The organism is Streptomyces sp. NPDC088124 (assembly GCF_040685895.1).
Taxonomy (GTDB): Bacteria; Actinomycetota; Actinomycetes; order Streptomycetales; family Streptomycetaceae; genus Streptomyces.
This window is the reverse complement of sequence record NZ_JBFBJB010000002.1, coordinates 35,940-61,619: the sequence shown is the minus strand read 5'-3', so window position 1 is coordinate 61,619 and position 25,680 is coordinate 35,940. Positions and strand designations below refer to the sequence as shown.

General features: G+C 71.6%; 24 protein-coding genes. 15 read left to right on the top strand and 9 right to left on the bottom strand.

Annotation, left to right across the window (positions count from 1 at the left end):
* Positions 1-85: 85 nt before the first annotated feature.
* Positions 86-1,672: a Na+/H+ antiporter gene (locus tag AB0P17_RS01620; protein WP_365806580.1), complete on the top strand. Its 1,587-nt coding sequence runs from the start codon at positions 86-88 to the stop codon at positions 1,670-1,672.
* A gap of 12 nt (positions 1,673-1,684) precedes the next feature.
* Here AB0P17_RS01620 and AB0P17_RS01615 read toward each other — a convergent pair whose 3' ends face one another.
* Positions 1,685-2,806 (bottom strand): mechanosensitive ion channel domain-containing protein, encoded by a 1,122-nt coding sequence (locus tag AB0P17_RS01615; RefSeq protein ID WP_365806578.1) that lies wholly within the window; start codon positions 2,804-2,806, stop codon positions 1,685-1,687.
* 73 nt (positions 2,807-2,879) lie between these two features.
* On the opposite strand from AB0P17_RS01615, the gene AB0P17_RS01610 reads away from it, so the two are divergent.
* Positions 2,880-3,449: a dienelactone hydrolase family protein gene (locus AB0P17_RS01610; protein WP_365806577.1), complete on the top strand. Its 570-nt coding sequence runs from the start codon at positions 2,880-2,882 to the stop codon at positions 3,447-3,449.
* Positions 3,450-3,503: 54 nt separating this feature from the next.
* Here AB0P17_RS01610 and AB0P17_RS01605 read toward each other — a convergent pair whose 3' ends face one another.
* The 3 genes from AB0P17_RS01605 to AB0P17_RS01595 form a co-directional block, all read right to left on the bottom strand.
* Complete coding sequence (locus tag AB0P17_RS01605) at positions 3,504-4,319, bottom strand: DsbA family protein (RefSeq protein WP_365806575.1); 816 nt, start codon at positions 4,317-4,319, stop codon at positions 3,504-3,506.
* A 74-nt stretch (positions 4,320-4,393) separates the two neighbouring features.
* On the bottom strand, positions 4,394-5,077 hold the full coding sequence (locus AB0P17_RS01600; protein WP_365806574.1) for a hypothetical protein: 684 nt from the start codon (positions 5,075-5,077) through the stop codon (positions 4,394-4,396).
* A gap of 75 nt (positions 5,078-5,152) precedes the next feature.
* A complete protein-coding gene (locus AB0P17_RS01595) occupies positions 5,153-6,487 on the bottom strand; it encodes a DUF2252 domain-containing protein (RefSeq protein ID WP_365806572.1) in 1,335 nt (444 codons plus the stop codon).
* 295 nt (positions 6,488-6,782) lie between these two features.
* On the opposite strand from AB0P17_RS01595, the gene dnaE reads away from it, so the two are divergent.
* Complete coding sequence (gene dnaE / locus AB0P17_RS01590) at positions 6,783-10,319, top strand: DNA polymerase III subunit alpha (RefSeq protein ID WP_365806570.1); 3,537 nt, start codon at positions 6,783-6,785, stop codon at positions 10,317-10,319.
* A gap of 80 nt (positions 10,320-10,399) precedes the next feature.
* Here the strand turns inward: dnaE and AB0P17_RS01585 are convergent, their stop codons facing one another.
* The gene (locus AB0P17_RS01585; RefSeq protein ID WP_365806568.1) at positions 10,400-10,576 is read right to left on the bottom strand and encodes a hypothetical protein; all 177 of its coding nucleotides are present in this window, start codon (positions 10,574-10,576) and stop codon (positions 10,400-10,402) included.
* Between the two features lie 324 nt (positions 10,577-10,900).
* Between AB0P17_RS01585 and AB0P17_RS01580 the strand changes: the two genes are divergently transcribed.
* The 4 genes from AB0P17_RS01580 to AB0P17_RS01565 all read left to right on the top strand — a co-directional run bounded on the left by AB0P17_RS01580 (position 10,901) and on the right by AB0P17_RS01565 (position 14,989).
* Positions 10,901-12,157: an NYN domain-containing protein gene (locus AB0P17_RS01580; RefSeq protein ID WP_365806566.1), complete on the top strand. Its 1,257-nt coding sequence runs from the start codon at positions 10,901-10,903 to the stop codon at positions 12,155-12,157.
* A gap of 63 nt (positions 12,158-12,220) precedes the next feature.
* The gene (locus tag AB0P17_RS01575; RefSeq protein WP_365806918.1) at positions 12,221-13,192 is read left to right on the top strand and encodes an ABC transporter ATP-binding protein; all 972 of its coding nucleotides are present in this window, start codon (positions 12,221-12,223) and stop codon (positions 13,190-13,192) included.
* A 214-nt stretch (positions 13,193-13,406) separates the two neighbouring features.
* Positions 13,407-14,213, top strand: a complete 807-nt coding sequence (locus AB0P17_RS01570) for an ABC transporter permease (RefSeq protein ID WP_365806916.1) — start codon at positions 13,407-13,409, stop codon at positions 14,211-14,213.
* Between the two features lie 83 nt (positions 14,214-14,296).
* Entirely contained in the window at positions 14,297-14,989 is a 693-nt protein-coding gene (locus AB0P17_RS01565) for a DUF2567 domain-containing protein (protein ID WP_365806565.1), read from the top strand.
* Positions 14,990-15,027: 38 nt separating this feature from the next.
* On the opposite strand, the gene ybaK is transcribed toward AB0P17_RS01565, so the two are convergent.
* The 4 genes from ybaK to AB0P17_RS01545 all read right to left on the bottom strand — a co-directional run bounded on the left by ybaK (position 15,028) and on the right by AB0P17_RS01545 (position 19,334).
* Positions 15,028-15,531: a Cys-tRNA(Pro) deacylase gene (gene ybaK / locus AB0P17_RS01560; protein WP_365806563.1), complete on the bottom strand. Its 504-nt coding sequence runs from the start codon at positions 15,529-15,531 to the stop codon at positions 15,028-15,030.
* 58 nt (positions 15,532-15,589) lie between these two features.
* Complete coding sequence (locus AB0P17_RS01555) at positions 15,590-16,330, bottom strand: LON peptidase substrate-binding domain-containing protein (RefSeq protein ID WP_365806562.1); 741 nt, start codon at positions 16,328-16,330, stop codon at positions 15,590-15,592.
* A 5-nt stretch (positions 16,331-16,335) separates the two neighbouring features.
* On the bottom strand, positions 16,336-17,364 hold the full coding sequence (locus tag AB0P17_RS01550) for a hypothetical protein (RefSeq protein ID WP_365806560.1): 1,029 nt from the start codon (positions 17,362-17,364) through the stop codon (positions 16,336-16,338).
* 350 nt (positions 17,365-17,714) lie between these two features.
* Positions 17,715-19,334 (bottom strand): oxidoreductase, encoded by a 1,620-nt coding sequence (locus tag AB0P17_RS01545; RefSeq protein WP_365806558.1) that lies wholly within the window; start codon positions 19,332-19,334, stop codon positions 17,715-17,717.
* Positions 19,335-19,627: 293 nt separating this feature from the next.
* On the opposite strand from AB0P17_RS01545, the gene hisD reads away from it, so the two are divergent.
* Genes hisD through hisF form a run of 8 tightly spaced genes read left to right on the top strand, consistent with a single transcriptional unit; the run spans position 19,628 to position 25,444 of the window.
* Entirely contained in the window at positions 19,628-20,959 is a 1,332-nt protein-coding gene (gene hisD / locus AB0P17_RS01540) for a histidinol dehydrogenase (protein WP_365806557.1), read from the top strand.
* Positions 20,956-22,113: a histidinol-phosphate transaminase gene (locus AB0P17_RS01535; RefSeq protein ID WP_365806555.1), complete on the top strand. Its 1,158-nt coding sequence runs from the start codon at positions 20,956-20,958 to the stop codon at positions 22,111-22,113. Before hisD ends, AB0P17_RS01535 begins: the two co-directional genes overlap by 4 nt.
* Entirely contained in the window at positions 22,110-22,703 is a 594-nt protein-coding gene (gene hisB, locus AB0P17_RS01530) for an imidazoleglycerol-phosphate dehydratase HisB (RefSeq protein WP_365806554.1), read from the top strand. Before AB0P17_RS01535 ends, hisB begins: the two co-directional genes overlap by 4 nt.
* The gene (locus AB0P17_RS01525; protein ID WP_365806914.1) at positions 22,700-22,867 is read left to right on the top strand and encodes a hypothetical protein; all 168 of its coding nucleotides are present in this window, start codon (positions 22,700-22,702) and stop codon (positions 22,865-22,867) included. The genes hisB and AB0P17_RS01525 overlap by 4 nt, the downstream gene beginning before the upstream one ends.
* Positions 22,858-23,505: an imidazole glycerol phosphate synthase subunit HisH gene (gene hisH / locus AB0P17_RS01520; RefSeq protein WP_365806912.1), complete on the top strand. Its 648-nt coding sequence runs from the start codon at positions 22,858-22,860 to the stop codon at positions 23,503-23,505. The genes AB0P17_RS01525 and hisH overlap by 10 nt, the downstream gene beginning before the upstream one ends.
* Entirely contained in the window at positions 23,506-24,273 is a 768-nt protein-coding gene (gene priA, locus AB0P17_RS01515) for a bifunctional 1-(5-phosphoribosyl)-5-((5-phosphoribosylamino)methylideneamino)imidazole-4-carboxamide isomerase/phosphoribosylanthranilate isomerase PriA (protein WP_365806553.1), read from the top strand.
* Entirely contained in the window at positions 24,270-24,692 is a 423-nt protein-coding gene (locus tag AB0P17_RS01510) for a RidA family protein (protein ID WP_365806551.1), read from the top strand. The genes priA and AB0P17_RS01510 overlap by 4 nt, the downstream gene beginning before the upstream one ends.
* Entirely contained in the window at positions 24,689-25,444 is a 756-nt protein-coding gene (gene hisF / locus AB0P17_RS01505) for an imidazole glycerol phosphate synthase subunit HisF (RefSeq protein ID WP_365806549.1), read from the top strand. The genes AB0P17_RS01510 and hisF overlap by 4 nt, the downstream gene beginning before the upstream one ends.
* Positions 25,445-25,680 lie beyond the last annotated feature (236 nt).

Genomic DNA, 25,680 nt, shown 5'->3' with positions numbered 1-25,680 from the left:
TACGGGGCCCATGGCAGGCTTGGAGCCTTGATCACCCTTGTCTGCCGCCAAGGCTTTCGACGGCTTTCGACCACCGGAGGGCCCCGTGGACCAGTTGGCACTGCTGATCGTCCTGCTGCTCGGGGCGGTGCTCACCGTTCCGCTCGGCGACAAGCTGGGGCTGCCGTCGCCGGTGCTGATGACGATCGTCGGGATCGTCCTGGCGCTGCTCCCGTTCGTACCGAATGTGCAGGTGCCGCCGGACTTCATCCTTCCGCTCCTGTTGCCGCCGCTGCTGTACGCCGCCGTACAGCGCACCTCCTGGCGGCAGTTCACGGCGAATCTGCGGCCCATCTTCCTGCTGGCGGTCGCCCTGGTCTTCGTGACCACGGCGGCCGTGGCCGGGGTGGCCAACTCGGTGGTGCCCGGCCTGCCGATCGCCGCCGCGGTCGCGCTCGGCGCGCTGGTCGCCCCGCCCGACCCGGTCGCGGCGACCGCCGTGGCCGGATCGCTGGGGCTGCCCCGGCGGCTCGTCTCCATCCTGGAGGGCGAGGGCCTCTTCAACGACGTCACGGCGATCGTGCTGTACCACGTGGCGATCGCGGCGGCCGTCAGCGGGACCTTCTCCTGGCCCGGCGCCGTCGGCTCCCTGGTCCTCTCCGCGGTGGTGGCCGTGGCGGTGGGGCTCGCGCTCGGCTGGCTCACCAACAAGCTGATGTCGCTGCTCGGCGACGCGACCCTCCAGATCGGTCTGTCGCTGCTGGTGCCGTTCGTCAGCTACGTCCTGGCGGAGGAACTGCACGGCTCCGGAGTGCTCGCCGTCCTCACCACCGCGCTCTTCCTCGCCACCCACACGGCGGACGCCGACGACGTCATGGGACGGCTGGCGGGCAATTCCTTCTGGCAGGTCGTCGACACGCTGGTGACCGGGGTCGCCTTCGGTCTCATCGGGCTTGAGCTGCACAACGCGTTCGGCGCGGCCGAGGGCCGGGCGTCGGAGATGCTCGCCTGGGGCGCGGCGGTGATCGGGGTCGTCGTGTTCGTACGGCTGCTGTGGCTGCTGCCCGCGACCTGGCTGGCCAAGCGGATGCACAAGATCCGGGACTACGACGAGGAGATCCCCACCAGCTGGCGCGAGACCGTCGTCATGTGGTGGGCCGGGATGCGCGGGGTGGCCTCGGTCGCCCTGGCGCTCGCGATCCCGTTGGAGACCGACGACGGGCAGCCCTTCCCGGGGCGCGAGCAGATCATCTTCATCGCGTTCGCGGTCATCATGGCGACCCTGGTCGTCCAGGGGCTGACGCTGCCCTGGCTGGTGAAGCGGCTCGGGGTGCGGGCGGACTCGCAGGCGGAGCACGACCTGGAGCACGCGCTCGCGCTCCGCGCGGCCAAGGCGGCCAAGAGCCGGCTGAAGGAGATCGAGGGCGTCGAGGAGCTGCCGGAGGACATCAGCGAACGGCTGCTGCGCGCGGCCTACGACATCGGGCTGCGGATCAGTCCCGACCTGGCGGACGACGAGCGCCGCGAGTGGGCGGCGCAGCGCGTCGCGAGAGGCCGGACCATGCTGCGCATCCAGCGCGAGATGATGTCGGCGGCCCGCCACGAGGTCCTCTCGGCCCGTAACGAGCCGGGCGCGGACCCGGAGATCGTCGACCGGGTCCTGCGCCACCTCGACGTACGCAGCATGCACTGACGGGCGGGTACGTCAGCCGCGGCCGGTGCCGGCCTCCCGGCTGTCGTCGGTCTCCTCCCCGGGTTCCCGGGTCGCGGGGACCCGGCTCCGTGCGGCGGGCGGCGTGGCGACCTCTCCCACGATCCTCGGCAGGGCGTACGGGTGGTGGGCGGCCAGCCAGGCCACCATCTGCTCCCGTACCACGCAGCGCACCTTCCAGATGTCGTCCGCGTCCTTGGCCGTGACCACCGCGCGCACCTCGATCGTGGTCGGGGTGGTGTCCGTGACGGCCAGGCTCCAGTCCCGGCCGTCCCACGCCGGGCACTCCGCGAGGATCTCCTGGAGCCTCTCGCGCATCAGCGGCACCGGTGCGGAGTGGTCGAGCTGGAAGAAGACCGTGCCGGTCATCTGGACCCCGCCGCGTGACCAGTTCTCGAACGGCTTGCTGGTGAAGTACGAGACGGGCATGGTGATGCGCCGCTCGTCCCAGGTCCGTACGGCGAGGAAGGTGAGCGTGACCTCCTCGACCACGCCCCACTCGCCGTCGACCACCACCGTGTCCCCGATGCGCACCATGTCGCCGAAGGCGATCTGGAACCCGGCGAAGAGATTGCTGAGCGTGGACTGGGCGGCGACACCGGCGACGATGCCGATGATGCCCGCGGAGGCCAGCATCGAGGTGCCGATGCTGCGCAGGTCGGGGAAGGTCAGCAGCATCGCGGCGACCGCGACCACCACGACCACGGCGATGATGATCCGCATCATCAGCGTGACCTGCGTACGGACCCGGCGCACCCGGGCCGGGTCGCGGGTCGTGGACGCGTAGCGCGCGTACGACGACTCGACCACCACGGAGACTATCCGTACGACCAGCCAGGCACCCGATCCGATTATCACCAGGGAGAGCGCCCGGCCGATGTCGGTGTGGTAGTCCTCGATGAGCTGCCAGCCGGTCTCGCGGTACGTGCCGCGCAGCAGGGACGTCAGCAGCAGCACCTGCAGCGGTACTCCACAGCGCCGCAGCAGGCCCCACAGCGGGGTCTCGGGGTGGCGGTCGTCCGCGCGGCGCAGCAGCAGGTCCACCGCCCAGCCGAGCGCCAGGGTGAGCAGGACCGTGCCGCCGAGCACGATCAGTGGGCGCAGTGCGTTCTCCATCGTTCTCCTACGTGGGCCTCTCGTGGGGCCAGGGTCTCTCGGTCGGGTCCGGACGGGCTGGCAGGATGTCCGGATGAACATCATGCTCTTCCACTCCGTCTACGGTCTGCGCCCCGCGGTGCACGCGGCGGCCGACCGGTTGCGTGCCGCCGGGCACGAGGTGCGCGTGCCCGACCTCTTCGAGGGGGAAACCGCCTCCACCGTCGAGGAGGGAATGGCGCTGAAGGACCGGATCGGCAAGGAGGAGCTGCTGCGCCGGGCCGTGCTGGCGGCGGCGCCGTACTCCGAGCGCGGACTGGTGTACGTGGGGCTCTCGCTCGGCGGCTCCATCGCGCAGAACCTGGCGCTGGGCGACGCGAAGGCGCGCGGGCTGCTGCTCCTGCACGGTACGTCCGACATCGCGGAGAACGCGTCCGTGGACGAGCTTCCCGTACAGCTCCATGTGGCCGACCCCGATCCCTTCGAGCCGCACGACTGGCTGACCGCCTGGTACCTGCGGATGCGGCAGGCGGGGGCGGACGTGGAGGTCTACCGCTACCCCGGCGCCGGGCACCTCTTCACCGACCCGGAGCTGCCGGACTACGACGAGCGGGCCGCCGAGGAGACCTGGCGGACCGGGCTCGCCTTCATCGACTCGCTCTGAGCCGTGAGCCCCTGCGGACCGGCCCTCGCGGGCGGTCCGCAGGGCGGCGTTCCGTCAGCCCTTGAGCGCCGCGGCGATCGCGGTGTCGAAGTCCGCCACGGTCATCGGCGGATTGTCGCTGCCCGGGCTCGTGAGCTTCTTGCCGTCCATCTTCAGGGTGGGCGTGCCCTGGACGCCGCTCTTGTCGAAGGTGGCGGACATCTTCATCGCCCAGGCGTCGTACGTACCGTCCTCGACGTCCTTCTTGAACGTCGCGTTGCCCTTGAGCGCGTTCACCGAGTCGGCGACTTCGAGGAGGTAGCTGTCCTTGGCGAACTTGTCCTGCGACTCCTCGGGGTGGTACTTCGCCGAGTAGAGCGCCGTCTTGTACTCCAGGAACGCCTCGGGGCTCACATTGAGCGCCGCGCCCAGCGCCGACAGGGCGTTCTTCGAGCCCTCGCCGTTGTCGGAGTTGTCGATGAAGGTCGCGCCGATGTACTTGATCTTGAACTTGCCGGCGTCGAGGTCCTTCTGGACCGTCGGGCCGACGGCCTGCTCGAAGTTCGCGCAGACGGGGCAGCGGGAGTCCTCGTACAGTTCGAGCGTCTTCTTGGCGTCCGGCTTGCCGATGACCACGGTGGTGCCGTTCGTGCCCTCGGTGTTCTTGGGGGCGACGACGGTCTTCTCTTCCTTCGCCGTCTCCCAGTGGGAGGGCTTGTTGGACTGGACGACGGCGAAGCCGACGCCGCCGGCTATCGCGAGGACGGCGACGGCCGAGCCGATGACGACGAGCTGGCGGCGTACCTTGTCCTTCTTCGCCTGCCGTTCGCGCTCGGCGCGCAGCCGCTCGCGGGCGGCTTCCTTGCTGGCCTTGCTGTTGCGTGCGCTCATGGTGATTCGCTCCGTGTGATGACGTGCCGCGGCTGGGGAGGGGAGGGTGCGGCCGCGCGGGCTCGGGAAGAGCCTCAGGCGGCGGCGGGCACCGCTCGGGGCGGGCCCCGCCGTCCCACGGAGTGGACGAGGAGCCGGTGACGGGAGGGACGCGGGCGGCCGGTGGGGAGCACGGCGCGCCGTACCGCCCGGGCGGCCGTGGAGACCACGGCGCACGCGATCAGCAGCGGCCGGAAGGCGCTCACGGCCGCGGTCCGTACCAGCCGGGAGAGCGCCGCCTCGCCGTGCCTTAGCCAGGCCGCGGCGAGCAGCCCCACCGAGACGTGGACGGCCAGCAGCAGCCACGGCAGGGCGGGATCGGGGGAGTCCAGCAGCGCGGCGGCGGTGGACCGGGACGAGGCCACCCCGGGCAGCGGCGCCCCGAGGGCGCCGCCGCACAGGACGTCGAAGCCGACCGAGCGCAGTGACCCCGCCACGGGGCCGCCCGAGGGGCCGTAACAGACGCGCTGGCCGCTGGTGAAGACCGTGTCCGCGGCCAGTTCGAGCGGGACGAGCAGGGCGGCGATCCGCCAGAAGCCGCGCTCGCGGCCCGCCGCCGCGTAGCTGAGCGCGAACACCACGGCGCCGAGCCCGGCGACCAGGGAGAGCGGCAGCGGGGTCCGGGACAGCAGCACGTGCGAGCCCGCGGACAGCGTCACGACCAGTGCCGTGAAGAGTGCTGCCCGCGCCGCTCTGAGCCGCGTCCCGGATATGTCCATCGTCGCCGAGTGTGCCATGGGTCCCGGTAAGCGATACCTAAGACCGGTGTCCTGACCGGTGTCCCGACCGGTGTCCTATGCCAGCCGGCCGTTGCGGAACAGGTCCACGAAGATCTGGTGGTCCGCCCTGGCCCGCGCCCCGTACGTGTGCGCGAACTCCACCAGCAGCGCTCCGAAGCCGTCCTCGTCGGCGGCGATCGCCGCGTCGATGGCGCGCTCCGTGGAGAACGGCACCAGGGAGTGCCCGCTCTCGTCGTCCGCCGCCGCGTGCATCGTCGCCGTCGCCCTGCCGAGGTCCGCGACGACCGCGGCTATCTCCTCCGGGTCGTCCAGGTCCGACCAGTCCAGGTCCACCGCGTACGGCGAGACCTCCGCGACGAGCTGTCCCGCCCCGTCCAGCTCCGTCCAGCCCAGCCAGGGGTCCGCGTGCGCCTGGAGGGCCCGCTGCGAGATCACCGTGCGGTGGCCCTCGTGCTGGAAGTAGCCGCGGACGGCCCCGTCCGTGATGTGCCGGGAGACCGCCGGGGTCTGCGCCTGCTTCAGGTAGATCACGACGTCGTTCTCCAGGGCGTCGCTGTTGCCCTCCAGCAGGATGTTGTACGAGGGCAGCCCTGCCGAGCCGATGCCGATGCCGCGCCGGCCCACGACATCCTTGACGCGGTACGAGTCGGGGCGGGTCAGGCTGGACTCCGGCAGCGTCTCCAGATAGCCGTCGAAGGCCGCGAGGATCTTGTACCGGGTGGCCGCGTCCAGCTCGATCGAGCCGTCGCCCGGCGTGAAGCGCCGCTCGTACTCCCGGATCTCCGTCATCGAGTCCAGCAGGGAGAAGCGCGTCAGCGAACGGGCCGAGCGCAGCGCGGTGAGCAGCGGGCCCTGCGCCGTGTCCAGGGTGAAGGGCGGCACCTCGTCGTGCTTCGCACCCGTCGCCAGCGCGTGGACACGCTCGCGGTAGGCGCCCGCGTAGATCTCCACCAGCTCGGTGATCTGGGCGTCGCTGAGCGCCTTCTGGTAGCCGATCAGCGCGAGCGAGGCGGCGAACCGCTTCAGGTCCCAGGTGAACGGGCCGATGTACGCCTCGTCGAAGTCGTTCACGTTGAAGATCAGCCGGCCGTTGGCGTCCATGTACGTGCCGAAGTTCTCCGCGTGCAGATCGCCGTGGATCCACACCCGGCCCGTGCGCTCGTCGAGGAACGGGGCGTCGGCCCCGGTCCCCTCCCGCGCCAGATCGTTGTAGAACAGGCACGCCGTACCCCGGTAGAAGGCGAACGCGGAGGCCGCCATCTTCCGGAACTTCACCCGGAAGGCTGCTGGATCAGCGGCCAGGAGCTCACCGAACGCGGTGTCGAAAACGGAGAGTATCTCCTCTCCGCGCTGCTCCTCGGCTTCTTCGACGGGTCGCGGAACCGACATCGCGGGGTGCCTCCTGGTGGCGGTGGGTGGACGGACGACTACGGGGCGACGCTGGCCCTCGAAGGGCGCGGCGCGCCCTCGCAGGGGCAACGCGCGAAGCGGTCCGCGAGTGCCCGTCCCGGCGCGCCCGGGCGGCCGTCCGGGCGCGCTCCGGACGGACCCGGTGCCCGTCCGCTGTCGGTCGCGCGACGTAGACTTCGGGGCTGTCTCCCCCGGACTGTCCGCAGCCCCGGGAGACCCCCCCCGGGGACGCCCCGGGAACCACCGTGTCGTCCGCTCACTGGAGGCCCCCGCCGTGACCAAGCCGCCGTTCACGCACCTGCATGTCCACACCCAGTACTCGCTGCTGGACGGTGCCGCGCGGCTGGGGGACATGTTCACGGCGTGCAAGGACATGGGCATGTCCCATATCGCCATGACCGACCACGGGAATCTCCACGGGGCCTACGACTTCTTCCATCAGGCGAAGAAGGCGGGTGTGACGCCGATCATCGGGATCGAGGCGTACGTGGCGCCCGAGTCCCGGCGGCTGAAGCGGAAGGTGCAGTGGGGCCAGCCGCACCAGAAGCGGGACGACGTCTCCGGTTCCGGCGGTTACACCCACAAGACGATCTGGGCGGCGAACAGCACCGGGCTGCACAACCTCTTCCGGCTCTCCTCGGACGCGTACAAGGAGGGCTGGCTCCAGAAGTGGCCCCGGATGGACAAGGAGACCATCGCGAAGTGGTCCGAGGGCCTGATCGCCTCCACCGGCTGCCCCTCCGGTGAGCTCCAGACGCGGCTGCGGCTCGGCCAGTTCGACGAGGCGCTGAAGGCAGCCTCCGAGTACCAGGACATCTTCGGCAAGGACCGGTACTTCCTGGAGCTGATGGACCACGGCATCGAGATCGAACGCCGGGTGCGCGTCGGGCTGCTGGAGGTCGGCAAGAAGCTCGGCATCCCGCCGCTGGTCACCAACGACTCCCACTACACGTACGCGAACGAGGCCACCGCCCACGACGCGCTGCTCTGCATCCAGACCGGCAAGAACCTCTCCGACCCGGACCGCTTCCGCTTCGACGGCACCGGCTACTACCTCAAGTCGACCGACGAGATGTACGCCGTGGACCTCTCCGACGCCTGGCAGGAGGGGTGCGCCAACACCCGCCTGGTCGCCGACCAGATCGACACCGAGGGCTGGTTCCAGGAGCGGAACCTGATGCCGAAGTTCGAGGTGCCTGAAGGCTTCACCGAAGTCTCCTGGTTCCGCGAGGAGACCATGCGCGGCATGGCCCGCCGCTTCCCGAACGGCATCCCGGAAGACCGGATGCGCCAGGTCGAGTACGAGATGGGCATCATCATCGACATGGGCTTCCCGGGGTACTTCCTCGTGGTCGCCGACTTCATCATGTGGGCGAAGAACAACGGCATCGCGGTCGGCCCCGGCCGTGGCTCCGCCGCCGGTTCGATCGTGTCGTACGCCATGGGCATCACCGACCTCGACCCGATCGAGCACGGCCTGATCTTCGAGCGGTTCCTCAACCCCGAGCGCATCTCCATGCCCGATGTCGACATCGACTTCGACGAGCGCCGGCGCGGTGAGGTCATCCGGTACGTGACCGAGAAATACGGCGCCGACAAGGTCGCCATGATCGGCACGTACGGCAAGATCAAGGCCAAGAACGCCATCAAGGACTCCGCCCGGGTGCTGGGCTACCCGTACGCGATGGGCGACCGGCTCACCAAGGCGATGCCCGCCGACGTCCTCGGCAAGGGCATCGACCTCAACGGCATCACCGATCCCAAGCACCCGCGCTACAGCGAGGCCGGCGAGATCCGGGGGATGTACGAGAACGAGCCGGACGTGAAGAAGGTCATCGACACCGCGAAGGGTGTGGAGGGCCTGGTCCGGCAGATGGGTGTGCACGCGGCCGGCGTGATCATGTCCAGCGAGACGATCACCGACCATGTCCCGGTCTGGGTCCGGCACACCGACGGTGTGACGATCACACAGTGGGACTACCCGCAGTGCGAGTCGCTCGGCCTGCTGAAGATGGACTTCCTCGGCCTGCGCAACCTGACGATCATGGACGACGCCGTCAAGATGGTGAAGTCCAACAAGGGCGTCGAACTCGACCTGCTCTCGCTGCCGCTCGACGACCCGAAGACGTACGAACTGCTGTGCCGGGGCGACACGCTCGGCGTCTTCCAGTTCGACGGCGGCCCCATGCGCTCCCTGCTGCGCCAGATGCAGCCTGACAACTTCGAGGACATCTCCGCCGTCTCGGCCCTCTACCGGCCGGGCCCGATGGGCATGAACTCGCACACGAACTACGCGGAGCGCAAGAACGCCCGCCAGGAGATCACCCCGATCCACCCGGAGCTGGAGGAGCCGCTCAAGGAGGTGCTGGGGCTCACCTACGGCCTGATCGTCTACCAGGAGCAGGTGCAGAAGGCCGCCCAGATCGTCGCGGGGTACTCGCTCGGCGAGGCCGACATCCTGCGCCGCGTGATGGGCAAGAAGAAGGCCGATGAACTGGCGAAGAACTTCGTCCTCTTCGAGGCCGGCGCCAAGAAGAACGGCTTCTCGGACGAGGCGATCAAGGCGCTGTGGGACGTCCTGGTGCCGTTCGCCGGGTACGCGTTCAACAAGGCGCACTCCTCCGCGTACGGACTGGTCACCTACTGGACGGCCTACCTCAAGGCCAACTACCCGGCCGAGTACATGGCGGCGCTCCTGACCTCCGTGAAGGACGACAAGGACAAGTCGGCCGTCTATCTCAACGAGTGCCGGCGCATGGGCATCAAGGTGCTCCCGCCCAATGTCAACGAGTCGCTGTCCAACTTCGCCGCGCAGGGCGACGACGTGATCCTCTTCGGACTGACCGCCGTCCGCAACGTCGGCCAGAACGTCGTCGACTCGATCATCCGGTCCCGCAAGGCGAAGGGGAAGTACGCCACCTTCCCCGACTTCCTCGACAAGGTCGAAGCGGTCGTCTGCAACAAGCGCACCGTCGAATCGCTCATCAAGGCCGGCGCCTTCGACGAGATGGGCCACACCCGCAAGGGCCTGGTCGCCCACCACGAACCGATGATCGACAACGTCGTCCAGGTCAAGCGCAAGGAGGCCGAGGGGCAGTTCGACCTCTTCGGCGGCGGCGACGAGGAGACGAGCGAGCCGGGCTTCGGCCTCGACGTCGAGTTCTCCGACATCGAGTGGGACAAGTCGTACCTCCTCGCGCAGGAGCGCGAGATGCTCGGCCTGTACGTCTCCGACCACCCGCTCTTCGGCATCGAACACGTCCTCTCCGACAAGTCGGACGCCGCGATCTCCCAGCTCACCGGCGGGGAACACGCGGACGGCGCGGTCGTCACCATCGGCGGCATCATCTCCGGCCTCCAGCGCAAGATGACCAAGCAGGGCAACGCCTGGGCGATCGCCACCGTCGAGGACCTGGCCGGTTCGATCGAGTGCATGTTCTTCCCGGCGACCTACCAGCTCGTCTCCACCCAGCTCGTCGAGGACACGGTCGTCTTCGTGAAGGGCCGGCTGGACAAGCGCGAGGACATCCCCCGGCTCGTCGCCATGGAGCTCCAGGTCCCCGACGTCTCCTCGGCCGGCACCGACGCGCCGGTCACCATCACCATCCCCACGGTCAAGCTCACCCCTCCCATGGTCAGCAGGCTCGGCGAGATCCTCAGCCATCACCGGGGCAACTCCGAGGTCCGGATCAAGCTCCAGGGCGCCAGGAAGACGACTGTGCTCCGCCTCGACCGGCACCGGGTCCAGCCCGACCCGGCGCTCTTCGGCGACCTGAAGGTCCTGCTCGGCCCGGCCTGCCTGGCCGGCTGACCGGATATCCGTACGGAAACGAGGAGGGGCGCACCCGGTTCCCCGGGCGCGCCCCTGCGCGTGCCTACCTCGTACGGGTGTCAGTTGTGGCCGAAGCGCTTCTGCCGCTTGTGGGCGACGTCCGACGGCGTGATCCTCTGTTCCACCTGGTCGGACGTGTCCTCCATCGACGAGGACCTCGACTCCTGCGTGCCGCGCTCCGACTCCGAGCGGGCGTGCTGTTTGTTGCCGCGATCCCGGTTCTTGTTCTTGGCCATGGCACTGCCTCCTGCGGTTCTTCGAGGACCAGGGGCCCCATCAGACTCACATAGGGCGTGAAACGCCGCATTTTGGATCATTGCGGTGTGTAGTGGTACCCAGGAGCCCTGCCCCGGCGTCGCTCCGGGGGCCGTCCCGGGGCTGTACCGGGGCCGTCCCCGGGGCTGTTCCGGGGCCGGCCCACGACCGCCTCGCCGGTGATCCGTCGCCGATTCGCCACGCCGATGATCGAGTTCCGGACGTTAAGCCTCTTGCTGTCGGGCAGACTCGAAGCAAACTCGCAGTAACTCCCGATACCCCGACCCCGAGGTTCCCGAAAGAGGGTGGAACGCGTGGACCGCTGCGTCGTCCTGGTGGACGCCGGCTACCTGCTGGGCGCCGCCGCGAGCCTGCTGGCGGGAGAGCCGGCCAGATCCCGGATCACGGTCGACCACTCCGCCCTGATTCAGGGCCTCAGGGAGCGCGCCCAGGCCGATACGGAGCAGCCGCTGCTCCGCATCTACTGGTTCGACGGCGCCCCCGACCGGGTCCCACAGCCCGAGCACCGGAGGCTGCGCGTGATGCCGCGCGTCACGGTCCGTCTCGGCGCCCTCACGAGAAGCGACGGCCGCTGGGCGCAGAAAGGCGTCGACGCGGCGATGCATGCAGAACTCACCGAACTGGCCAGAAATCGCGCCTGCTCCGACGTGGTGCTGGTCACGGGCGACGGTGATCTGCTTCCCGGCCTGATGTCGGCCAAGGAACACGGCGTCGCCGTCCACCTCTGGGCGGTCCAGGCCGCCGACGGCGACTACAACCAGTCCGAGGACCTGGTCGCCGAGGCGGACGAGCGCCGCGTGCTGGACCGCGCCTGGATCACCAAGGCCGTACGCGCCAAGGACCTCGGCGGTGTCTGCGCGCCCGCCCCGGTGCCGCGCCCGGAGATCGCGGCGATCCTCTCGGCGCCGCTGCCCGAGTCGGCGCTCGCGGCGTCGGCGGAGCGCGCGGCGGAGGCCCAGGCACCGGTCCAGGCACCCCCGGGCCGCAACGGCTCCGCCCCGGGGCCCGCCGCCCGCGGCCCGGAGCCGCACCCCGCGCCCCCGCCCGGCAAGGCCGTCCCGACCCCCAAGGACCTGGCGGGCCTGCGCGCCCCCGGGCCCGCCCCGGCGCACCCCCAGCACGCCGCGGGCGCGACGCTCCGCTGGTCCTCCGACAAGGGCTGGGTGGAACGCCCGGGGAGCGGCCCGTCGGGCGAGCCGCCCGAGACCGCCTCCCTGCCCACCCTGGCGCAGCTCACCAGCGCGGAGCAGCGGTGGGCGGACCGGGAGGAGGACATCACGACGGTCGGCGGCGACCCGTTCGAGGTGGGCCAGGTCTTCGCCCGCCGCTGGATGGAACGCCTGCCGGAGAGCGGCCACGTACAGAAGCTCTCCGTGATGTACCCCCGTGTCCCGCACCGCATCGACGGCGAACTGCTGCGGTACGCCGCGCGCTTCGGGCTGCTGGCCCACAAGGACGACCAGATCGACGAGCATGACCGGTACGCGATCCGGGCGGGCTTCTGGCGCGAGATCGACGTCAGGGCCGCCGAATCGGCGTGACGATCCGAGACCCGGAAAAAACCGCTCCGGGCCCACCCCGTATGGTCGTTTCTCGTGAGTACGGTGTGCGTGGTGCGCGACTTGGTCAAGACGTACCCCGCCGCGCGCGGCAGCCGTGGGGCCCCCGGGACGCCCGAGGTGCGTGCCACGGACGGGATTTCGCTCGATGTGCGGCGCGGTGAGCTCTTCGGTCTGCTCGGGCCGAACGGCGCCGGCAAGTCCACGCTCGTACGGCAGATCACCGGACTCATGCGGCCCGACTCCGGCGCCGTCGAGGTCCTCGGACACGATCTGGTGCGCCATCCCGAGCGGGCTTCGCGACTGATCGGCTATCTCGGCCAGGAGTCGACCGCGCTGGACGAACTGACCGTCGCGCTCGCCGCCGAGACCACGGGACGGCTGCGCGGGCTCACGCTCCGGGCGGCACGGGCCGAGCGGGACGAGGTCCTCGCGGAGCTGGGGCTCACCGAGATCGCCGGGCGGGCGCTGAAGAAGCTCTCCGGCGGGCAGCGGCGCCTCGCGTGCTTCGCCGCCGCGCTGGTGGGGGAGCGGCCCGTACTCGTGCTGGACGAGCCGACCACCGGGATGGACCCCGTCGCGCGGCGCGCGGTGTGGGCCGCCGTGGACCGGCGGCGCGCCGAGCACGGGGTGACGGTCCTGCTCGTCACCCACAACGTCATCGAGGCCGAGACGGTGCTGGACCGCGTCGCCGTGCTGGAGCGCGGCAAGGTCATCGCCTGTGACACCCCCTCGGGGCTGAAGGAGCAGGTCGCGGGGGAGGTCCGTGTCGAGCTGGTGTGGCGGGAGCGCGCCCCGCTCGACGTGCCCGAGGTCGCCGCGCTGCGCGGCTCCGCGCAGGAGTCCGGGCGGCGCTGGGTGCTCCGGCTCGCGCCGGACGAGGCGCGGGCCGCCGTCGCCGCGGTGACCGGCGGCGCGGCCTTCGCGGCGCTGGACGACTTCACGCTGGCGACGCCGAGCCTGGAGGACGTCTATCTGGCGCTCGGCGGCCGGGCACAGGGGCTGGTGAAGGCATGAGCGCCGGTGAGGGCATGAGCGCCGGGGGTATGTCCGGGACCCTCCCCGCGACGGCGCGCCCCGTGACAGGGTGGGGCCCGGTGACGCGACGCGAGGCCGCCCGGGGGCCGTCACCCGTAGGGCAGGCCCCAGATCCGCGACGAGCGGACCCGAACGTACCGAACAGGAGCAGCGCCAGGTGAGCATCGTGCCTGCGGAGGCCGTGTCCGGGAGGATCCGGACGGCGAAGGACACCCCCGCCGGGGCGGCCGGGGGAGTACCCGCGCCCGCACCCCTCGCGCCCCGCGCGCGGCTGCTGCCCTCGCTCGCCGCGGTCTACCGCGCCCAGCTCTCCCGGGCGCGGGTCGCCCGGATCCCGCTGCTCTTCGTGGCGACGTTCCAGTCCGTCGGGATCATGATCCTGATGCGGGGCGTCGTGGACGGCGGCTCCGAGGCGCGGGCGGTCGTCGCCGGGTCCAGCGTCCTGGTCGTCGCGTTCGTGGCGCTCAACCTGCTCGCCCAGTACTTCGGCCAGTTGCGGGCGAGTGGCGGCCTGGACCACTACGCCACGCTGCCCGTGCCGCCCGCCGCGGTGGTGCTGGGCGCGGCCGGCGCGTACGCCTCGTTCACCGTGCCCGGCACGGCGGTCACGGCCGTCACCGGCAGCGTCCTCTTCCAGCTTCCGCTCACCCACCTGTGGGTGCTGGCCGCGGTCATCCCGCTCTCCGGCGCGGCCCTCGCGGGGCTCGGCGCGGCGCTCGGCCTGCTGGCGCCCCGTCAGGAACTGGCCACCCTGATGGGCCAGCTCGGCATGTCCGCGGCGCTGCTGCTCGGCGTGCTGCCGGCGGACCGGCTGCCGGGGCCGATCGGGTACGCGCGCGACCTCCTGCCGTCCACGTACGGGGTGGAGGCGCTGGCCCGTACGTTCGACGCGCATCCCGACTGGCCGGCCGTCGCGTTCGACCTCGGGGTCTGCGCGGCCGTCGGGGTCGTCTCGCTGGCCGTGGCGACCTGGGCGTACCGGCGGGCCGCGGTCCGCTGAGCGGCGGCGCGGGGTGTCCGGTGAGCGGCCCCCCGCGCCGGTCCGATGCGGCGCCCACCGCCGGGGCCTGGCACGATGGCACCGTGACCGCACCTCTGACGCCTCCCCATCAGCCGCAGCACGACGATCCCTGGCAGACACCGCCGGCCGGGGTCTCGCCCGATCCCGCGGCCGACGCGGAGAAGGGGCCCGACATGAAGACCGAGATGCGGCAGGCGGCGGTGGTGCTGGCCGCCCTCACGGTGTCGGGGCTGCTCCTGGGGCTGCTGTGGGTGTGGCTGGCGCCGCGCGTCCCGCTGGTCTCGAACGCCACGGCCGTCTACCTGAAGGACACGGAGGGCGAGGAGGCCATCGCCGCCGACGGTACGTTCCTCCTGCTGGCGCTCGCCTTCGGCGCGGTCGCCGCGGTCCTGGTCTTCCTCCTCCACCGGCGCGGCGGGATCGCGCTGGTGGTGGGGCTGGCGCTGGGCGGGCTGCTGGGCTCGGTGGTGGCGTGGAAGTTCGGCGCGTCGCTCGGGCCGACGTCGGACGTCGTGGCGCACGCCAAGCAGGTCGGCAAGGGCGTCACCTTCGAGGCGCCGCTCGAACTCCAGGCGAAGGGCGCGCTGCTGGCGTGGCCGATCGCCGCGATGGTGGTGCACCTCGCGCTGACCGGCCTGTTCGGCCCGCGCGACCCGGAACCGGAGTGGGAGTGGCACACCCCGTACGGGGCCGCGCCCCAGCGGGGCGACGGGAACCCGTCCGAGAACCCGTCGTGGGGCGCTTCGGAGAAGTGACGGGCGTGCGCCTCGGACGCGGGTCCCGGGCGTGCGCCTCAGACGCGGCCGATCGGGGCCACGACCGCCGCGGTGAGCGCCGCCAGGTCCTCCGGGGCCAGCTCGACCTCCAGGCCCCGGCGGCCCGCCGAGACGCACACGGTCGGATGCGCCCGGGCCGAGGCGTCCAGGACCGTACGGAGCCGCTTGCGCTGGCCCAGCGGTGAGATGCCGCCCCGTACGTACCCCGTCGTCCGCTCGGCCGCCGCCGGGTCGGCCATGGTGGCGCGCTTGCCGCCGACGGCCGCCGCGAGGGCCTTGAGGTCCAGTGAACCGGCGACGGGGACGACGGCGACGGTGAGTTCGCCGTCCACGTCCGCGACGAGCGTCTTGAAGACCCGGTCGGCGGAGACCCCCAGCGCCCGCGCGGCCTCCTCGCCGTAGGACGGGGAGGCGGGGTCGTGCTCGTACGCGTGCAGGGTGTACGCGGTGCCCGCCGCCGTCAGCGCGACCGTGGCGGGGGTCCCGCCGGACTGCTGCTGCTTCCTGGACTTCTTCGCCATGTGCGGATCCCTCCGGGACGGTGCGGCCTTCCGGCTCCGGCGCGGTGCGGCCGGCGGGTCAGTTGAGGTGGGTCGGCCCCTGCGTCAGCATCACGGCGGGTAGCGAGGGGAGATGCCGGATCACCGCGGTCTCCGACCGCAGCAGCTTCAGCTCCTCGCGCAGCCGGGCCGCGATGTCCGGCGCCTCCAGCAGCCGCTGCTTCGCCGGGACGTCGAGCACGGCCGCAGCGGCGACCAGGTACGACACCACCGACGGCTCGTCCGGCAGGTCCTCGATCCGGGAGAGCGAGCGCTCGCGCGCCCCGGCCAGCCGCTTCTGGTAGCTCTGGAAGGCCCGCAGGACCCCTTCGGCGAGCGGTGTCGCGCCGTCCCCGGGCTCCTCGGGCAGCTCTTCCAGCTCCGCCGTGAGATACGGACCGTTCGCCTCGACGGAGAGCAGCCGGACCCGGGTGGTGCCGGTGGCGACCACCTCGAAGGTGCCGTCGGGGCGCTCCCGGATCGTCGCCGCGTCCGCGACGCAGGCGACCCGGTGGAAGGCGTCGAGCGGATCCGGGCCGAAGCCGTCGGCGGGACCGCGCTCGGGCGGCGACGTCCCCTCCGGCATCCCCGGGGCGGTCACCGCCACTTCGTGCCCGTCGCGGATGGCGACCACGGCGAACAGGCGCGGCTCGGAGTCGTCCGTCTTCAGCAGCTCACGCATGATCGCGCGATACCGCTCCTCGAAGACGTTGAGCGGCAGGACGAGGCCCGGGAACAGCACCGCGTTCAGCGGGAAGAGAGGGAGGCGTGCGGTGGTCACAACGGTCAAGCGTAATGGCCGTGGGACCCTCCGCGGTCGGCCCGGTTGCGCAAAGGCATGGTCGAGGCCACCTGGATCCGTACGCCGTCCCGTGTTTCGAGGAACAGGCCGAGCGGATCGTCGGTGAAACTCGTCCACGGGAAGGACGTCGCGTACGGCCCGATCAGCCGGAACTGCTCCAGCGCTGCCGCCCACCGGCCCCGCTCCACCAGTACGTACGCGAGGAGGTTGCGCACCTCGGCCGGCCAGGGGTCGCCCGCCTCGTACCGGGCGGAGACCGCGATCGCGAGATCGGCGGCGGTGTCGATCCGGTCCCCGTGGACGGCGCCCGGCGCCCCGCTCAGCAGCCGGCTGAAGGCCGCGCGCACGGGAAGCGCCCGTACGAGCGATTCGGGCAGCGCGTCCCGCGCCGCGTTCTCGGCGAAGTCGAAGCACTCCTGGTGCGAGCCGTACCAGTGGGCCGAGAGGTACTGGAGGGCGGCGACATGGCAGCCGTAGTGGTGCGGGCTGCGGCGGACGGCCTGCGCCCACAGCGCCTCGAACGCGGTGTGCGGGGCGTGCGTGCCCCGCGCGTGGTCCAGCGCGAGGCGCCACGGCACCGGGTCGCTCGGATCGCCGTCCGCGGCGGCGTCGATCAGCGGCCCCGTCTCGCGCAGCAGCTCCGCGCGGGCCGGCGAGTCCCAGGCCCGGCGCACGGCCAGTTCGGCCCGTACGAGCAGGGCGTCCGGATCGTGCGGCGCGGCGTGCAGCCAGGCGGCGAGCCAGCCGTCCCGGCCGTGCGCGAACGCGGCCAGCCGCATGACGTAGCGGTCCCGGTCCTCCCACGCGGCGGTCTCCCGCGTCGCCGCGAGCACTTTCGCCGCCTGCTCGTACTCGCCGAGCGCGGCGGAGACCAGCGCGGGTCCGAGCCGGTCGTCGGGGGCGTCGAGCAGCACCTCGTGGTCCGGCGGCAGCCCGGCGGCGAGCTGCGGAGTGTGCCGGACCATACGCGCGGTGCTGATCAGGGCGCGAAGCAATGACATGGTGCGGACCATTGAAAACCGCAGGTGACGGGGGCGCCAGAGGGTTCCTGTGAAGCTTTGGTGGCGGGGGAAAGGTTGTCCTGGCGGAGGTCAAGGGAACGTAAAGAAACCGGGGTGGTGCCCGCCGGTTGTGGGGGAGACCCCCGGCTCCGGAGGCTCCAGGTGACTCGGGTGGCCTCGGTGGCCTCCGTGCCACAGGTGGCCTCGGTGACCGGTGTGGCGTCGGCGACCCGAGTTGTCTCCGCGACCCGGGTGGCGTCCGCGCTTCGGCTTGTCTCAGCGCCCCGCACGGCGTCCGTGACGAGGATGGCCTCCGCGACCCGGGTGGCCTCCGTGCCGCCGGAGGCCACCCGGGCGGGTGGTCAGCCCCTTCGCAGGACCCGCGTGGCGCCCGTGGCCACTGTGGTCGCCAGGATCCAGCCCAGCACCACCAGCCCCGCCGCCGTCCACTGCCAGGTGCCCTGCGGGAGCCAGTACCCGTCCTGGCCCAGGTCGATCACCGGGATGAGCAGATCCAGCGCGTAGAGCGCCGGATTCCACATCGGGTGCTCGTCCGCCCGCAGCGGCGGCGGCGGATTGCGGGCGAAGGCGATCGTGCCCGCGCCCCACAGCAGCGCCATCCACAGCGCCGCCCGGCCGGGGCGGTAGCCGTACGCCACCGTCCAGTCCTGGAGGTAGCCCCACACCTTCGCCGCCAGCGGCAGCGTCTCGCGGCGCCGCCGCTGCTTCGCCAGCAGCACCTCGCGCGCGTCCGCGTCCTCGCCGCAGTTGCGCAGCACCTGCGCGAGCCGCTCGTACGGTTCCGGCGAGTACTCCGGGGTCGCCGCCGCCAGCCACTCCAGCCGCCGCAGCAGCGGGAAGTGACCGAACGGCACGAGGTTCTCGTAGACGAAGCCGCCCATGGCGAGACCGCCGGGACCCGGCCAGCTCGTCGACATGTCGACGAGCGTGACGATCCGCGCGCCGTTCAGCACGACCCGGCCCTCCTCCACGCGCTCGCACTTGAACCGCAGCTCCGGCGTGCTGATCCGGCGCAGCGACAGCTCCTCCGTCGGGGCGAGGAAGAACCGCGCGCCGTCCACGTCCAGCGCGTCCCCGAACCTGCCGTCGTCGAGGCGGACCCCGCCGCGGCACTCGAAGCGCTGTAATCGCGTGCCCAGCAGCGGCGTGGCGGTCGGGCCGACGCCGTACGGGGGTGTCACCAGGGCGATGTCCGGCGCGCCGGGGACACCGGTGGTGTCGGCGATCCACGCGCTCGCCATGTACAGCGACCGCTCCACCGTGAGCTGCGGGGCGTTGAGCGCCCGCCGCTCCTCCGCGGCGCGCAGCCGGCTGCCGCGCAGGCTCAGCGACACGCCGATCTTCGCGCCGCGCAGACTGACCTCGCCGTACGTCTCGATCTGATCGGCGGTGAAGTCCTGTGCGACGGACAGCCCGTCGGCCGCGATCGCCCGGCCGAGCCGGTCGGGCCCCACGTCGATCTCGCTGATCAGCAGATCCGTGCCGATCTGCGCGTCGGTCAGCCGGATCCCCCGCTCCACCCGGCAGCGCGGCAGATGCAGATCGCCCTGGGTGCGCAGGCGCGCGGCCTCCAGCCGGGGGATGGCGCACTCCACCATCCGCAGCGTGGTGAAGTGCGACTCGGGCAGGATCACCTCGTTCTCGAACCGGCACCGGTCCAGCTCCAGGTACGGGGCGACCGTGCCGCCCGCGAGATTGAGCGTCCCCGTGATCTGGACGCCCCGCAGCTTGAGCGCGGCGACCCGGCCGGGCAGCGCCGCCGGCCCGCTGAGCAGGAGCAGGGCGATCACCCGGGCACGCACACTGCGCTCCGTGCCCCAGGGGCGGGGTGAGAAGGGATCGTTCAGGAGTGGGTCCGGAGTGCTCAGGTCGTACGTGCTGCCGTTGCGGAACGACTGCCACATGCCGACTTCCGCCGCACTGAGCCAGTCCGGAGATTCGTTGTACTGCGGCTCGGTCACGGCCGCTCCTCCGCTTCCCCGTTGGTTACAGGGTGTGATTGCCGATCATGGATGTGTGGAGCGATGAACGCTGCTGTGCGGTGCTGTCCGGTGGTGTGGATCGATGCAAAACGTGAGGTCTGGAGCGATGTACAGAGCGGTGTACAGACCAGTTGGGCGAAACGGTCCTTACCCTCGTTGTGCCCCGATCGGTGACGGACTGAACACTAGTAGTGAGGAGTGGTGTCCGAGACATGTATCAGCCAGTGATACAGGCGACCGGCGGCCTGATCCGGTCTGCGAGAATTGACCCCGTGATCTCACGAATCGATCTGCGCGGCGACACCCTCCCCGAGGGCGTGGCTCTGCGTGACCTGCTGCCCCGAGCCGAGTTCGACGTGGCGGCCGCCCTGGAGAAGGTGCGGCCCCTCTGCGAGGACGTCCGCCATCGGGGCACGGCGGCGCTGATCGAGTCCGCGGCGAAGTTCGACGGGGTCGAGCTGGAGCGCGTACGGGTGCCCGCCGCCGCCCTCGCCGATGCCCTGGCGGCGCTCGACCCCGCCGTACGGGCCGCGCTGGAGGAGTCGATCCGGCGCGCCCGCCTGGTCCACCGCGCGCAGCGCCGTACCGCGCACACCACGCAGGTCGTGCCCGGCGGCACCGTCACCGAGAAGTGGGTCCCGGTGGAGCGCGTGGGCCTCTACGCGCCCGGCGGCCGGTCCGTCTACCCCTCCTCCGTGATCATGAACGTGGTGCCGGCACAGGAGGCGGGCGTCCCGTCCATCGCGCTGGCCTCCCCCGCGCAGAAGGAGTTCGGCGGCCTGCCCCACCCGACGATCCTGGCCGCCTGCGCGCTGCTCGGCATCGACGAGGTGTACGCGGCGGGCGGCGCCTCCGCCGTCGCGATGTTCGCGTACGGCACGACGGGCCCCGACGGCTGCCCGCCGGCGAACATGGTCACAGGCCCCGGCAACATCTGGGTCGCCGCCGCCAAGCGCTACTTCACCGGCCGGATCGGCATCGACGCCGAGGCCGGACCCACCGAGATCGCCATCCTCGCGGACGACACCGCCGACCCGGTGCACGTCGCCGCCGACCTGATCAGCCAGGCCGAGCACGACCCGCTCGCCGCCGCCGTCCTCGTCACCGACTCCGCCGAGCTGGCCGACGCCGTGGAGAAGGAGCTGGAGCCGCAGGTCGCGGCGACCAAGCACGTCGAGGACCGGGTACGGCCCGCGCTCACCGGACGCCAGTCGGCCGTCGTGCTCGTCGACTCCGTCGAGGACGGCCTGCGCGTCGTGGACGCCTACGGCGCCGAACACCTGGAGATCCAGACCGCCGACGCCGCCGCCCTGGCCGGGCGGGTGCGCAACGCGGGCGCGATCTTCGTCGGCCCGTACGCGCCCGTCTCGCTCGGCGACTACTGCGCGGGCTCCAACCACGTCCTGCCGACCGGCGGCTGCGCCTGCCACTCCTCGGGCCTGTCCGTCCAGTCCTTCCTGCGCGGCATCCACATCGTCGACTACAGCGAGGACGCCCTCGCCGAGGTCGCCCACCATGTGGTGACACTCGCGGAGGCGGAGGATCTGCCCGCGCACGGCGCGGCGCTCAAGGCAAGGTTCGGATGGAAGGTACCCGGCAAGTGAGCACCACCCAGACACCCGAGCCGCCGTCCCGGCCGCTCGGGATCGACGACCTGCCCGTACGGGACGAGCTGCGCGGCAAGTCCCCGTACGGCGCGCCCCAGCTCGACGTCCCCGTACAGCTCAACACCAACGAGAACCCGTACCCGCTCCCCGAGCCGCTGGTCGAGCGGATCGCCGAGCGGGTCCGCGAGGCGGCCCGCGGCCTCAACCGCTACCCCGACCGGGACGCGGTCGAACTGCGCACGCGGCTCGCCGAGTACCTCACCCGCACCGGCCTGGCGGGCACCGCGGTGCCCCCGCTGACCGCCGCGCAGGTCTGGGCCGCCAACGGCTCCAACGAGGTCATCCAGCAGCTGCTGCAGACCTTCGGCGGCCCCGGCCGCACCGCCATCGGCTTCGAGCCCTCGTACTCCATGCACGGGCTCATCGCGCGGGGCACCGGCACCGGCTGGACCTCCGGGCCGCGCAACGAGGACTTCACCATCGACGTCGCCGCGGCGCGCGAGGCGATCACCGCGCACCGGCCCGACGTCGTCTTCGTCACCTCGCCCAACAACCCCACGGGCACCGCGGTCGGCGCCGACGCCGTCCTCGCGCTGTACGAGGCCGCCCAGGCGGTCCGCCCGACGCTGGTCGTCGTCGACGAGGCGTACGTCGAGTTCAGCCACCGCCCCTCCCTGCTGCCCCTGATCGAGGGCCGCCCGCTCCTCGTCGTCTCCCGCACGATGTCCAAGGCGTTCGGCGCGGCCGGACTGCGCCTCGGCTACCTCGCCGCGCACCCCGCCGTGGTCGACGCCGTCCAGCTGGTGCGCCTGCCGTACCACCTCTCCGCCGTCACCCAGGCCACCGCGCTCGCCGCGCTGGAGCACACCGATACGCTGCTGGGGTACGTCGAGACGCTCAAGGCCGAGCGGGACCGGCTGGTCGGGGAGTTGCGGGCCATCGGGTTCGACGTCACCGAATCGGACGCGAACTTCGTCCAGTTCGGCCGCTTCGAGGACTCCCACACGGCCTGGCGGCAGATCCTCGACCGGGGGGTCCTCATCCGTGACAACGGCGTACCGGGCTGGCTGCGGGTGACCGCGGGCACTCCGTCCGAGAACGACGCGTTCCTCGACGCGGTACGTGATCTCAAGAAGGAGCAGAGCGCATGAGCCGCATCGGCCGCGTGGAACGCACGACGAAGGAGACCTCCGTCGTCGTCGAGATAGATCTCGACGGCAAGGGCGACGTGGAAGTTTCGACTGGAGTCGGCTTCTACGACCACATGCTCGACCAGCTCGGCCGGCACGGCCTGTTCGACCTCACGGTGAAGACCGAGGGCGACCTCCACATCGACTCGCACCACACCATCGAGGACACCGCCCTCGCGCTCGGCGCCGCCTTCAAGCAGGCCCTCGGCGACAAGGTCGGCATCTACCGCTTCGGCAACTGCACGGTGCCGCTGGACGAGTCGCTCGCCCAGGTCACCGTCGACCTCTCGGGCCGCCCCTACCTCGTACACACCGAGCCCGAGACGATGGCGCCGATGATCGGCGCGTACGACACGACGATGACCCGGCACATCCTGGAGTCCTTCGTCGCCCAGGCCCAGATCGCCCTGCACGTCCACGTCCCGTACGGGCGCAACGCGCACCACATCGTGGAGTGCCAGTTCAAGGCGCTCGCCCGCGCCCTGCGCTATGCCTCCGAGCGCGACCCGCGCGCCGCCGGAATCCTTCCTTCGACCAAGGGCGCGCTGTGACCGGTCTGTCGACCATCCTGATCGTCGTGGGGCTCTTCCTCGCCGGCGGTGTGTACTCCTTCCACAAGCAGAAGCTGCCCATGGGCGTGATCGTGCTGCTGGGACTCTGCTCCGTGCTCTGCCTGGTGGCGGGCGTCCTGCGGATCGAAGGGCTCTGGGGATGACCAGTGGCAAGAACGTGGTGGTCTTCGACTACGGGTTCGGCAACGTCCGCTCGGCCGAGCGCGCCCTCGCCCGCGCCGGGGCCGACGTGGAGATCACCCGCGACTTCGACCGGGCGATGAACGCCGACGGGCTCCTCGTCCCCGGCGTCGGCGCCTTCTCCGCCTGCATGAAGGGGCTCACCGCCGCGCGCGGCGACTGGATCATCGGCCGCAGGCTGGCCGGCGGCCGTCCCGTCATGGGGATCTGCGTCGGCATGCAGATCCTCTTCGACCGCGGCATCGAGCACGGCGTGGAGACCGAAGGGCTCGGCGAATGGCCGGGCACCGTCGGGCCGCTCCAGGCCCCCGTCGTCCCGCACATGGGGTGGAACACCGTCGAGGCGCCGGACGACAGCCGGCTGTTCGCCGGGCTCGACCCCGACGCCCGGTTCTACTTCGTGCACTCGTACGCCGCGCGGGAGTGGAGCCTGGAGATCACCAACGCCAAGATCCGCGCCCCCCGCGTCACCTGGGCCACCCACGGCGAGCCGTTCGTGGCGGCCGTGGAGAACGGCGCCCTGTGGGCCACCCAGTTCCACCCCGAGAAGTCCGGCGACGCCGGCGCCGAGTTGCTGACCAACTGGATCGGAACCCTCTGAATGTCTTCTGTACCGAACGCGCCGAAGTCCGATGTGCCGCGGCTCCCGAAGCTGGAACTCCTTCCCGCCGTCGACGTCCGCGACGGCCAGGCCGTACGGCTCGTCCACGGCGAGTCCGGCTCGGAGACCTCGTACGGCTCCCCGCTCGAAGCCGCCCTCACCTGGCAGCGCGCCGGTGCCGAGTGGCTGCACCTCGTCGACCTCGACGCGGCCTTCGGCACCGGTGACAACCGGAAGCTGATCGCCGAGGTCGCCGACGCCATGGACATCAAGGTCGAACTGTCCGGCGGCATCCGCGACGACGCCTCGCTCGCCGCGGCCCTCGCCACCGGCTGCACCCGCGTCAACCTCGGTACGGCCGCGCTGGAGACCCCGGAGTGGGTCGCCCGGATCATCGCCGAGCACGGCGACAAGATCGCGGTCGGTCTCGACGTCCGCGGGACGACCCTGCGCGGCCGCGGCTGGACCCGTGACGGCGGCGACCTCTACGAGACGCTGGCCCGGCTGGACTCCGAGGGGTGCGCGCGGTACGTCGTCACCGACATCGCCAAGGACGGCACCCTCCAGGGCCCCAACCTGGAGCTGCTGAAGAACGTCTGCGCCGCGACCGACAAGCCCGTCGTCGCCTCCGGCGGCGTCTCCTCCCTCGACGACCTGCGGGCCATCGCCACGCTGGTGCCCGAGGGCGTCGAGGGGGCGATCGTCGGCAAGGCCCTGTACGCCGAGGCGTTCACCCTGGAAGAGGCGCTCGCGGCGGTGTCCGGATGAGCGACGACCCCGCGGCCGTACGGAGGATCTCCTCCGGCGGCCCCTGGGAGGAGACCTTCGGCTACTCCCGCGCGGTGGAACTGCCGAACGGGCTCGTCCTGGTCTCCGGCTGCACGTCGGTGGTGGACGGCCGGATCGCGGAGGGCGGCCCGTACGAGCAGACCGTCACCGCGTTCGGCGTGGCGCTCGGGGCGCTGAAGGAGCTGGGTCTCGGCGCCGAGCACGTCGTACGGACCCGGATGTACCTCACCCACGTACGGGACGCGGACGAGGTCGGCCGCGCCCACAAGGAACTCTTCGACGCGGCGCGCCCCGCCGCCTCCATGCTCGTGGTGGCGGGACTGATCGACCCGAGCCTGGTGGTGGAGGTCGAGGTCGAGGCGTACCGCGGACCCGGCGAGCGCGGAGGTGCCGCATGACACTGGCCGTACGGGTGATCCCCTGCCTCGACGTCGACCAGGGCCGGGTCGTCAAGGGCGTCAACTTCCAGAACCTGCGCGACGCGGGCGACCCGGTCGAGATGGCCAGGCTGTACGACGCCGAGGGCGCCGACGAGCTGACCTTCCTCGACATCACCGCCTCGTCGGGCGACCGCGAGACGACCTACGACGTGGTGCGCCGCACGGCGGAGCAGGTCTTCATCCCGCTCACGGTCGGCGGCGGCGTACGGACCGCCGAGGACGTCGACAAGCTGCTGCGGGCGGGCGCGGACAAGGTCGGCGTCAACACGGCGGCCATCGCGCGCCCCGAGCTGATCCGCGAGATCGCCGAGCGCTTCGGACGCCAGGTCCTCGTGCTGTCGGTCGACGCGCGCCGCACCCCGTCGGGATCCTTCGAGGTCACGACGCACGGCGGGCGCAGAGGTACGGGCCTGGACGCCGTCGAGTGGGCCCACGAGGCGGCGGAGCTGGGCGCGGGCGAGATCCTGCTCAACTCGATGGACGCCGACGGCACCAAGGACGGCTACGACACCGAGATGATCGCGGCCGTACGCGCGCACGTCACCGTCCCGGTCATCGCCTCGGGCGGCGCGGGGGAACTCGCCCACTTCGCCCCGGCGGTCGAGGCGGGCGCCGACGCCGTACTGGCGGCGTCGGTCTTCCACTTCGGCGATCTGCGCATCGGCGAGGTCAAGGACGCACTGCGGCAGGCGGGACGGCCGGTGCGCTGACCCCCCCGCCCGGCCCGCCCCGGGGCCCCGCCGCAACCACTGCGGCGGGGCCCCCGGTGTCGGCACCGGTCCGCGCGGCGCGAGAAGCGGGGCCCTTCCCCTTGATACATCGGGTGTGTCGGCGCACCTAGGCGTGTTGCGTGCACCTGTCAATGATGGTGAGGGTGGCCAATTCGGGCCATAAATCGGCGATCGGTGGTCGGGTGTGCCGTCATCGCCGGATGGGGCAACCTCTC